The sequence below is a fragment of the Pseudonocardia lacus genome (assembly GCF_018531445.1).
Taxonomy (GTDB): domain Bacteria; phylum Actinomycetota; class Actinomycetes; order Mycobacteriales; family Pseudonocardiaceae; genus Pseudonocardia; species Pseudonocardia lacus.
This window is the reverse complement of sequence record NZ_JAHDTH010000095.1, coordinates 19,095-29,603: the sequence shown is the minus strand read 5'-3', so window position 1 is coordinate 29,603 and position 10,509 is coordinate 19,095. Positions and strand designations below refer to the sequence as shown.

Here is a 10,509-nt window from a genome sequence, read left to right as displayed (position 1 = left end):
CGCCGGTGCCGCCGGGCGCGGCGCTGCCGCTGGCCTACCCGATCGACGCCGCCGCCCAGGAGGTCCCGCAGGGCGTGGTCGGCGAGGTGGCCGCCACCGCCGCCTCGGTCGCCGACCTGCGCTCCGCGGCCAGGCCCGGCTCGTCGACCGGGGTGTCACCGGAGCAGGCGTTCGCGCCGCTGGAGCGCGGGCTGGTCCGGCCGGCATCGGCGGCGTGGCGCGGCCGCGACGCGGACGCCGAGACCGCCGCCCGGACCGCGCGGAACCAGATCGACGCGCTGCGCGCCACCGTCCGGGTGCTGGAGCCGCCCGGGCCGTACTCGCTGGGCACCGAGGACGCCCCGCTGCTCATCACCGTGCAGAACGACCTGCCGGTGACGATGGAGGTGCAGGTCGAGATCGCCCCCTCGCCGGGGCTCAAGGTCGCCGCGATCCCGCCGCAGCAGATCCCGCCGCTGGGCAGGCGCCAGATCAGCGCCAGCACCGAGGTCACCCGGACCGGGCAGTTCACGGTGCAGGCCTCGGTGCGCACTCCGGGTGGCGAACTGCTCGGCCCACCGAGCCGGTTGCAGATGCGCTCGACCGTCTACGGCACCATCACCCTGTGGCTGACGGGGAGCGCGGGCGTCCTGCTCGTGGTGCTGGCCGCCCGTCGGGTGATCCGCCGCAGCCGCGGGGAGCTGCCCGAACGACGGGAGATCGTGCTGGGCCCGCGCCCTGGTTCTCCCCCCGCATCGGCGGGCGGGCCGCCGTCGGGAACGGATCCGCGGGCGGCGGGGGCCGTGGCGACGATCGCGGACGACGGCCCGACGCAGGCGATGGCGGTCCGGCCGCCGCGCGGCGGCGATCCGTTCCCGAATCCGCAGCTCACGGTCCCGATGCCGGTGCGGCGGAGCCCGCCGCCGCCGAAGGGCAGCCCGACCGAGGCCACCGAGCGCCTCACGCCGGCCCGCCGCCCGCGGCCGCTCCCGCCGGAGCCGCCCGCGGCGGGTGGTCGGGAGCCGAGCGACCCACCGAGCCGATCACCGGGGCCGGGTCCCTGATCGCGGCCGAGCCCCGCCCGCCGTCCGAGCCGACCGACGACCCGACCGCCTCCGAGCTGACCCAGCCGATCGAGCCCGTCCGGCCGGAGACCGCCCAGCGCGGGCCGTCACTGGGCCGGTCGAGCAGCATGATGGCGATCGCCAACCTGACCAGCCGGATCACCGGCTTCGTCCGGCAGGTCGCGCTGGTGGCGGTGCTCGGCGTCACCGTACTCAGCGACGCCTACACCGTCTCCAACACGCTGCCCAACATCGTCTACGAGCTGCTCGTCGGCGGCGTGCTGAGCAGCGTGCTGATCCCGCTGCTGGTGCGCTCCCAGGCCGACGACGCCGACGGCGGCGTCGAGTACACCCGGCGGCTGCTGACCCTGGGCGGGGTGGTGCTGCTGGTGATCACCGCCCTGGCCCTGCTGGCCGCACCCCTGCTCACCGGCCTCTACCTGGGCAACGCCGACGACCCGCGGACCTACGACCTGGCCCTCGCCCTGGCCTACCTGCTGCTGCCGCAGATCCTGTTCTACGGGGTGGGGGCGATCCTCGGGGCGGTGCTCAACAGCAAGGGCGCGTTCGGACCGTTCGCCTGGGCGCCCGTGCTGAACAACGTCGTCGTGCTGGCCATGCTCGCCGCATACGTGTTCGTCCCGAACGAGCAGCGGCTGCTTGTGCTCGGCGTGGGGACGACGCTGGGGATCGTCGCGCAGACCCTGGTGCTGCTCCCGTCGCTGCGGAAGGCGGGCTTCCGGTACCGGCCGGTGTGGAGCTGGGACCCGCGGCTGAGCGCGGCCGGGCGACTGGCCGGCTGGGCCGTGCTCTACGCCTTCATCGGCTTCGTCGGCTACCTCGTCACGATCAACGTCGCGGCCGGGGCGGCGACCGGCGGCGCCACCGTCTACAGCAACGCCTGGCTGCTGCTGCAGGTCCCGTACGGGATCCTCGGCGTCTCGGTGCTCACCGCGCTGATGCCGCGGATGAGCCGGGCCGCGGCCGCCGGCCGGCACGACGACGTCGTCGCCGACCTGTCGCTGGGCACCCGGCTCGCCGCGGTGTTCCTGCTCCCGGTCTCCGCGCTGATCACCGCGTTCGGCCCGGAGATCGGCGTGGCGCTGTTCGGGCTGCGCGCCGACAACCTCGAGGGCGCGCGGACCATCGGCGCGGCGCTGGCCGTCTCGGCATTCGGGCTGTTCCCGTACGCGGTCCAACTGCTGCAGGTGCGCGTGTTCTACGCGATGACCGACAGCCGCACCCCCACCTTCGTCCAGCTGTTCACGGTGGCCGTCAAGGTGGCGCTGATGCTGCTGTGCCCGGTCGTGCTGGCGCCCGAGGACGTGGTGCTGGGCCTGGTCGTGGCCAACAGCCTGTCGTTCGTGGCCGGGGCGCTGCTGGGCCAGGTCCTGCTGCGCCGCAGGCTCGGCAGGCTGCCCACCCGCGCGATCCTGGGCACCGTCCTGCGCACGCTGGTGGCCGCCGCGATCGGCGCGGCCGCCGCCCGGGGGGTGCTCGCGCTGCTCGACCTCGAGCCGATGCTCGCCGTGCCCCCGCTCGGCCGCGCGTGGACCGCTCTGTTCATCGCGTTCGTCCTCGGCGGCCCGCTCATCCTGCTGGTCATGCGGGTGATCCGGGTGCGGGAGACCGAACCGCTCCTCCGTAGGATCGACGGGATCGTGGACCGGCTGAGGGCTCGGCGGGGCGCCTCCCGCTGAAGTAGGCTGGCCGCTGGGCGGAGCCGTGCACGGCGCGCAGGGAGGTTCGGATCAGTGAGCGAGTTGGCGAGCCCACCATCCGGGGCGCCCGCGCAGCGACCGACCCCCACCCGCCGCACCCCCGCCGCCGAGGCCACCGCCGCGGCGCTCCCGCCGGATCCCCCCACCCAGGCCGACACGCGCCGCGACCTGCAGCCGCAGCGCGACGCGCCGGGCGAGACCACCACAACGGCCCAGCCGTCGGGCACGATCAGCGGCATGCTGCTGTCCGGGCGGTACCGCCTGCGGACCAGGGTCGGCTCGGACACGGCCGCGGGCGCGGAGTTCTGGCGCGCCGAGGACACCATGCTGCGCCGCGACGTGGCGATCACCGTGCTGCGCCGCCTCGCCGACCCGGCCGACAGCGCCACCGACCCGGCGGCCGACCCCACGGCCGACGGCGAGTCCGTGGGCACCACCCGGGCCGGCGAGATGATGGTGCGCGCGCTGCGCTCGGGCAGCTTCGAGCACACCGGCTGCGCGCGCCTGCTCGACGTGCTCGCCCCCGGCAGCGGCGGGATGCCCGCCGACGTGCTCGGCGCGGCGGTCACCGAGTGGGTGCCGGGCAAGAGCCTCGCCGAGGTCGTCTCCGACGGCCTCACCAAGCCCACCGCCGTGGCCCGCGGCGTCGCCCCACTGGCGGCCGCGGCCGAGGCCGCGCACCGGCGCGGGCTGGTGCTGGGCATCGACCACCCCCAGCGCGTGCGGGTCACGCCCGAGGGCAAGGTCATGGTCTGCTTCGCGCTCCCGCGCCCCACCGTCACCCCCGCCGACGACGTCCGCGGCCTCGGCGCCGTGCTGTACGTCCTGCTGACCTCGCACTGGCCGCTCTCCGGGGTCGACGCGGCCCGGGCCGGCCTGGCCGCCACCGAGCGGCCGCCCTCCGGCGAGCTGCCGATACCGTCGCTGCAGCGCCCCGGTGTCCCGGTCGAGCTCGACACGCTGGCCGTCGGCACCCTGGGCCCGCCGGACGCGCCCGGCCATGTGCACACCGCGGCCGCCGTGCACCGCCTCCTCGGCGAGGTCATCGCCGAGGACGACCGGCTCGCCCTCTTCCCGCCCGAGCACGACGGCGTGCCCTCGGCGCCCGGCGACGTCTGGCAGGACGACGGCGTCGACCAGGCCCCGCCCGACCCGGGCCGCCGGCGCAAGCTGCTGACCGGCGTGTCCGTGCTGGCCGTCGCGGTGGTGGGGGTGCTGGTGTTCCTGAGCATCCAGTTCGGCTCGCTGCTCTCCGACGACGGCGGGGGCGGCCCCGCCATCGTGGTCGGCAGCACGCCGGCCGCCCAGCCGGGTGGCGGCGAGCCCGGCCCCGCGCCGGCACCGGCCCCCGGCGGGGTCGGCGACGTCGTCGCGGCGGCCGGCGTCGAGGTCTACGACAAGGTCGGCGACGGCGACAACTCCGGGCGCGTCTCCCAGGTCATCGACGGCAACGGCAGCAGCTCCTGGAAGACCTCCCGCTACGACCAGCCGTTCCCGGCGCTCAAGCCCGGCATCGGGGTCATGGTCTCGTTCGCGTCGCCGGTGAGCCTGGCCGAGGTCAGCATCGACTCGCCGAGCGCGGGCACGGTCGTCCAGGTCAAGGCGGCGGAGTCGGCCGACGACGAGGTCAAGGACATGCGCACGATCGGGGAGGCGACGCTGTCCGACGGCACCACCACCGTCTCGCTCGACGCTGGCGAACCCGCCGAGCACGTACTGGTGTGGATCACCAAGCTGGCCGGCGGCGGCTCGGACAACTCCTCGCAGATCAACGAGCTGGAGTTCCGCCGCACCGCGGTCGGCTGACCGGCTCCCCGAAAGACCCCCGGGGGAGCACCGCGCCGCCCTAGTCTCCCGGCGTGCGCTCGGGACCGCCCACGGACGACGACCTCGTCGCCGCGCACCGCGCCGGCGACCAGGGCGCGTTCGCCGCCCTCGTCGGCCGCCACTCCGGCTCGCTCCGGGCGCTCGCGGTGCGCACGCTGCACCACCCCGAGGACGCCGCCGACGTCGTGCAGGAGGCGCTCGCGTCCGCGTACCGGCGGGCGGGGGAGTACCGCGGCGACGCGTCCGTGCGCACCTGGCTGCACCGCATCCTGGTCAACGCCTGCGTCGACCGGATCCGCTACGACCGCAGGCGCGCGACGCTGCCGCTCGCCGGCGAGGGCACCGTGCGCGACCTGGCGGGGGAGGTCGCCACCCGGCTCGTGCTCGCCGACGCGCTGGCCGCGCTGCCGGTCGAGCAGCGGCTCGCGGTCGTCCTGGTCGACGCGCAGGGGTGGTCGGTGGGCGAGGCCGCGCACCTGCTGGAGGTGCCGGCGGGCACGGTGAAGAGCCGGTGCGCCCGGGGCCGGGCGCGGTTGGCGGAGCTGGTCGGGCACCTGCGGGAGGACCCATGAGCACCCTGCGGGGGCAGCACGGCCACCGGCGGGTGACCGGGGCCACCACCAGCGGCGGGGCGGTCGGGTCCGGAATGTCCGGGGCTGGGATCGTGTTGTAGGCGCTGTAGGCGACAAGGAGGGACGTGGCTTCTGTGACCAGCGACGAGGTGCGAGAGCTGATCATCATCGGCTCGGGGCCCGCGGGCTACACCGCGGCCGTCTACGCCGCACGCGCGCAGCTGCGACCGCTGGTCTTCGAGGGCACCCAGTTCGGTGGCGCCCTGATGACCACCACCGAGGTCGAGAACTACCCCGGCTTCACCGACGGGATCATGGGCCCCGACCTCATGGAGCAGATGCGCGGCCAGGCGAAGCGGTTCGGCGCCGAGCTGCGCACCGAGGACGTCGAGAGCGTCTCGCTCACCGGCCCGGTCAAGGAGGTCGTGGTCAACGGCACCACGTACCGCTCCAAGGCCGTCATCCTGGCCATGGGGGCCGCCGCGCGGTACCTGGGCGCCCCCGGCGAGCAGGAGCTGCTCGGCCGCGGCGTGAGCGCCTGCGCCACCTGTGACGGCTTCTTCTTCCGCGACCAGGACATCGCGGTCGTCGGCGGCGGCGACTCCGCCATGGAGGAGGCCACCTTCCTCACCCGGTTCGCCAAGTCGGTGACCGTCGTGCACCGGCGCGACGAGTTCCGCGCCTCCAAGATCATGCTGGAGCGGGCGCGCAAGGACGAGAAGATGCGCTGGGCCACCCACCAGGAGGTCGTCGGCGTCAACGGCGAGAACTCCGTGTCCGGGCTGCGCCTGCGCGATACCCGCACCGGCGAGGAGTCGACGCTCGACGTCACCGGCATGTTCGTGGCCATCGGGCACGACCCGCGCAGCGAGCTCGTCCGCGGCCAGGTCGACACCGACGACGAGGGCTACGTCACGGTCGATGCCCCGGGCACCCGCACCAACATCCCCGGCGTGTTCGCCTGCGGCGACCTCGTCGACCACACCTACCGGCAGGCCATCACGGCGGCCGGGTCGGGCTGCGCCGCGGCGATCGACGCCGAGCGCTGGCTGGCCGAGGCCCCGATCGACCCGGAGCTGGCCGGCGGCGGCTACGGGCACGCCTCGGCGCAGGTCGCCGAGGTCGTCAACGGCTGACCGGCCACCCCACACAGCACCCACCCACCGAACGAAACTGGAGAGATCAGCATGGGCCAGAACACCGTGGACGTCACCGACGACTCGTTCAAGAGCGACGTCCTGGACAGCGGCAAGACCGTCGTCGTCGACTTCTGGGCGACCTGGTGCGGCCCGTGCAAGATGGTCGCCCCGGTGCTCGACGAGATCGCCGGCGAGAACAAGGACAAGCTCACCGTCGCCAAGCTGGACATCGACGCCAACCCGGCGACGGCCCGCGACTACGGGGTCATGTCCATCCCGACGATGATCGTGTTCCAGGACGGCAAGGCCGTGAAGCAGATCGTCGGCGCCAAGCCGAAGGCCGCCCTGCTCAAGGACCTGGCCGACTACCTGGGCTGACAAATTTGATGTCGGTATGACGAGAAATGCATTCTCGTCATACCGACGCAATTCCGACGGGCCCGGCGCACCCCGCGCCGGGCCCGTCGGCGTACCACGGCCGGGACGCGCCGGGGAACGCCCCGCTGTCACCCGTCAGCGTGTCGGCAGGGCACAATGGTCCGCGCCCGGCACTGTCGCGACGGTGCATGTCGATCAGCGAGCGAGGGGTGCATGCAGCTGCTGCGCCGAGGTGACAGCGGTCCGGCGGTCGTCGAGATCCGGTCGACGCTCCGCCGGTTCGGCCTGATGACGAGCCCGGCGACCACGCCGGAGGACGATCGGTTCGACGCCGACACCGAGCGGGCCGTGCGGGCGTTCCAACAGCATCGCGGCCTCATCTCCGACGGCATCGTCGGCCAGGCCACCTACCGCGCCCTGCGCGAGGCCGGCTGGTCCCTGGGCGACCGGATGCTCGCCCTGCTGGTCTCCTCCCCGATGAGCGGCGACGACGTGCTCGCCCTGCAGGAGCGCCTGCTGGAGCTCGGCTTCGACCCCGGCCGCCCCGGCGGGGTCTTCGACGAGCAGACCGAGCAGGCGCTGCGCAAGTTCCAGCGCGAGTACGGCCTCGTCCCCGACGGCGTCTGCGGCCCCGCCACGCTGCGCTCGCTGCGCCAGCTGGGCCGCAAGGTCACCGGCGGGCGGCCGCGGCTCATGCGCGAGCAGGAGGTGCTGCGCCAGTCCGGCCCCCGGCTGCGCGGCAAGCGCATCGTCGTCGACCCCGGCCACGGCGGCCCCGACCGCGGCGTGGTGGCCGCCGGCGTCGCCGAGGCCGACCTGATGTGGGACCTCGCCCGCCGGCTCGTCGGACGCATGTCGGCCACCGGCATGGACGCCATGCTCACCCGGCAGGAGCACACCTGCCCCACCGATCCCGAGCGCGCCGAGTTCGCCAACACCGCGGGCGCCGACCTCGTGCTCTCGCTGCACACCGACGCCAACGCCAGCATGCACGCGCAGGGCCTGGCGACCTACCACTTCGGCAACGGCACCGGGGCCACGTCGACGGTGGGGGAGGCGCTCGCCGGGTTCATCCAGCGCGAGCTGCTCACCCGCACCGCGATGCTCGACTGCCGCTCGCAGGCGCGCACCTGGGAGCTGCTGCGGCTCACCCGGATGCCCACCGTCCGGGTGGAGGTGGGCTACCTCACCCACCTGGGCGACCGCAAGCGCCTGCTCGACCCCGCGTTCCGCGACGTCGTCGCCGAGGGCATCCTCGTCGCGGTCAAGCGGCTCTACCTGCTCGGGCAGAACGACCAGCCGACGGGGACGTTCTCCTTCTCCGACGTCCTGGCCCACGAGCTCGAGCGCGGCGGCGCCCAGGCCATCTGAGCCCGCGGCGAACCCGAAGAGCCGGTACCACAGCGGTGGTACCGGCTCTCGCGTTCCCGGGGGCCGCCCGGAGATCGAAAATCGGGCCCGAGATCGCCCAGGAGCCGCACGGAACCCGTGTTCAGCCCCTCGCACCAGAAGCGTCGAGTTCGGCCGCCAGGGGAGTGCTCAGCGAGCCCTGAGCGGGTCGCAGACGAGCGACGAGGCGGGGCTGGGTACCTCCCCCACGACCGGCTCCGCGGGCTGCAGGGGGATCGTGATCGAGCCGAGCAGCTGCTCGAGCGCCGCCTCCACGTCCTCCTTCCAGGTGATCGCCGACCGCAGCTCCATGCGCAGCCGCGGCCAGCGCGGGTGCGGGCGGATCGTCTTGAAGCCCACACCGCGCAGGAAGTCGGCCGGGACGAGGCAACCGGGCTCGCTGCCCGGGCGCTGCTCGCCGAACACCTCGATCGCCTTCACGCCGCGGCGGGTCAGGTCGCGGGCCACCGCCTGCGCGAGCATCCGGCCCAGGCCCTCACCGGAGAACTCCGGCATCACCTGCATGGTCGTCAGCAGCACCGCATCGGCGCTGACCGGACCGGTGGGCATCTCCGCCGCCCGGGGCACCGCCGACGGCGGCGCGTACATCACGTAGCCGGCCGGCACGCCGCCCATGTGCACGATGCGCCCGCAGGAACCCCACTCCAGGAGCACCTCGGAGACCCAGGCCTCCTTCTCCAGCTCGGTGGAACCGAACTCGGTGGCCTGCTTGCCCAGGTGCTCGGACAGCTCCCAGAACACGCACCGACGGCAGCGCTTGGGAAGTTCGTCCAGATTGTCCAGGGTGAGGGCCGCCACGTGCCACGACAAGAGAAACCTCCGGCGGCCGGATTCGACGGTCAACACTGCCGCCGCCCCGAATGCGTCGACCCTCAGACGGTAGATCGATCCAGCCCTCGACAACACCCCGGTTGCTGCGACCGGCCCCGGATTCACGACGAAGGGCAGGACGTTCCTCCGTCCTGGTTACACTCGAACGGCCCGTAGACCGCCTGCCGACCGCCAGCGTCGCCACTCCTCCGGAGGACCAACGTGCCAGAGCCGGTTCCGCCGACACCCACCCGTCCTGCCGTCGCGCCCGGCGCGGCGGCGCCGGCGGAGCGGTTCGCGGCGCGCACCGCGGGCATGACGGCCTCCGAGATCCGCGCCCTGTTCGCCGTGGCGAGCCGTCCCGAGGTCGTCTCCCTCGCCGGCGGCATGCCCAACCTCGCCGCCCTGCCGATGGAGGCGCTCGCCGTCGAGGTCGCCGACCTCGTCGCCCGCGAGGGCCAGGTGGCGCTGCAGTACGGCTCCGCCCAGGGCATCCCCGCGCTGCGCGAGCAGATCTGCGAGGTGATGGCGCTGGAGGGCATCCGCGCCGACCCCGACGACGTCGTGGTCACCGTCGGCTCGCAGATGGCCCTCGACATGGTCACCCGCATCCTGTGCGACCCCGGCGACGTCGTGCTCGCCGAGGGGCCGTCCTACGTCGGCGCGCTCGGCAGCTTCGCCGCCTACGAGGCGCGCGTCGTGCACGTCGCGATGGACGAGCACGGGCTGGTCCCCGACCTCCTGACCGACGCGCTGCGCACCCTCGCCGCCCGGGGCACCACCCCCAAGTTCCTCTACACGATCCCCAACTTCCACAACCCCGCCGGCGTGACGCTGGCCGTCGAGCGGCGGGCCGAGGTGCTGGAGATCTGCGCCCGCTACGGCGTCCGGGTGGTCGAGGACAACCCGTACGGACTGCTCGGCTTCACCGGCACGACCAACCCGGCGCTGCGGTCGATGGACCGCGACGTCATCTACCTCGGGTCGTTCTCCAAGACCTTCGCCTCCGGGCTGCGGGTCGGCTGGGCCCTCGCGCCGCCCGCTGTGCGCGACCGGCTCGTGCTGGCCGCCGAGTCGGCGGTGCTCTGCCCGCCGAACTTCAACCAGATGCTCGTCTCCCGCTACCTGGCCGGGCACGACTGGCGCAGCCAGGTCAAGTCGTTCACCGAGGCCTACCGCGAACGCCGTGACGCGATGCTCGACGCGCTGGAGACGTACCTGCCCGACGGGTGCACGTGGAACGTGCCCGACGGCGGGTTCTACGTCTGGCTGACCGTCCCCGAGGGCGTCGACACGAAGGCGATGCTGCCGCGCGCGGTGACCGCCCGCGTCGCCTACGCCTCCGGCACCGGCTTCTACGCCGACGGTCTCGGCAGCCGCCAACTGCGGCTGTCCTACTGCTACCCGACGCCGGAGCGCATCACCGAAGGCGTGCGCCGGCTCGCCGGTGTGCTGGAGGCCGAGCTCGACGTGATGCGCACGTTCGGCACGTCGCCGCGCCCCTCGCTCGGCCGGGCGGAGCCGCGCAACGGCCCGCAGAGCCCGAGCCCGCACACCCCCTGAGCGACGGTCACCGGAGCGGGGCACGAGCCACACGGCTCGTGCCCCG

Annotated in this window: 9 protein-coding genes; 8 read left to right on the top strand and 1 reads right to left on the bottom strand. The window is 74.0% G+C overall.

Annotated features, from left to right (window positions below; all coding sequences use genetic code 11):
• From KIK08_RS20280 to KIK08_RS20250, 7 genes are all read left to right on the top strand, one after another.
• On the top strand, nucleotides 1-1,043 hold a 1,043-nt coding region (locus KIK08_RS20280; RefSeq protein WP_250557400.1), incomplete at its 5' end, for a DUF6049 family protein.
• 131 nt (nucleotides 1,044-1,174) lie between these two features.
• Nucleotides 1,175-2,743, top strand: coding sequence for a murein biosynthesis integral membrane protein MurJ (gene murJ / locus KIK08_RS20275; RefSeq protein ID WP_250557399.1), 1,569 nt, complete (start codon nucleotides 1,175-1,177; stop codon nucleotides 2,741-2,743).
• 54 nt (nucleotides 2,744-2,797) lie between these two features.
• Nucleotides 2,798-4,570, top strand: a complete 1,773-nt coding sequence (locus KIK08_RS20270) for a protein kinase family protein (protein ID WP_214404774.1) — start codon at nucleotides 2,798-2,800, stop codon at nucleotides 4,568-4,570.
• 53 nt (nucleotides 4,571-4,623) lie between these two features.
• Nucleotides 4,624-5,163 (top strand): RNA polymerase sigma factor SigM, encoded by a 540-nt coding sequence (sigM, locus tag KIK08_RS20265; protein WP_214404773.1) that lies wholly within the window; start codon nucleotides 4,624-4,626, stop codon nucleotides 5,161-5,163.
• A gap of 134 nt (nucleotides 5,164-5,297) precedes the next feature.
• Nucleotides 5,298-6,299: a thioredoxin-disulfide reductase gene (gene trxB / locus KIK08_RS20260; protein WP_214404779.1), complete on the top strand. Its 1,002-nt coding sequence runs from the start codon at nucleotides 5,298-5,300 to the stop codon at nucleotides 6,297-6,299.
• Nucleotides 6,300-6,350: 51 nt separating this feature from the next.
• Complete coding sequence (trxA, locus tag KIK08_RS20255) at nucleotides 6,351-6,680, top strand: thioredoxin (protein WP_214404772.1); 330 nt, start codon at nucleotides 6,351-6,353, stop codon at nucleotides 6,678-6,680.
• A 213-nt stretch (nucleotides 6,681-6,893) separates the two neighbouring features.
• Nucleotides 6,894-8,051: an N-acetylmuramoyl-L-alanine amidase gene (locus KIK08_RS20250; RefSeq protein WP_214404771.1), complete on the top strand. Its 1,158-nt coding sequence runs from the start codon at nucleotides 6,894-6,896 to the stop codon at nucleotides 8,049-8,051.
• Between the two features lie 168 nt (nucleotides 8,052-8,219).
• Here the strand turns inward: KIK08_RS20250 and KIK08_RS20245 are convergent, their stop codons facing one another.
• Nucleotides 8,220-8,900, bottom strand: coding sequence for a GNAT family N-acetyltransferase (locus tag KIK08_RS20245; protein WP_214404770.1), 681 nt, complete (start codon nucleotides 8,898-8,900; stop codon nucleotides 8,220-8,222).
• 222 nt (nucleotides 8,901-9,122) lie between these two features.
• Between KIK08_RS20245 and KIK08_RS20240 the strand changes: the two genes are divergently transcribed.
• A complete protein-coding gene (locus KIK08_RS20240; RefSeq protein ID WP_308257754.1) occupies nucleotides 9,123-10,463 on the top strand; it encodes an aminotransferase-like domain-containing protein in 1,341 nt (446 codons plus the stop codon).
• Nucleotides 10,464-10,509: the final 46 nt, after the last annotated feature.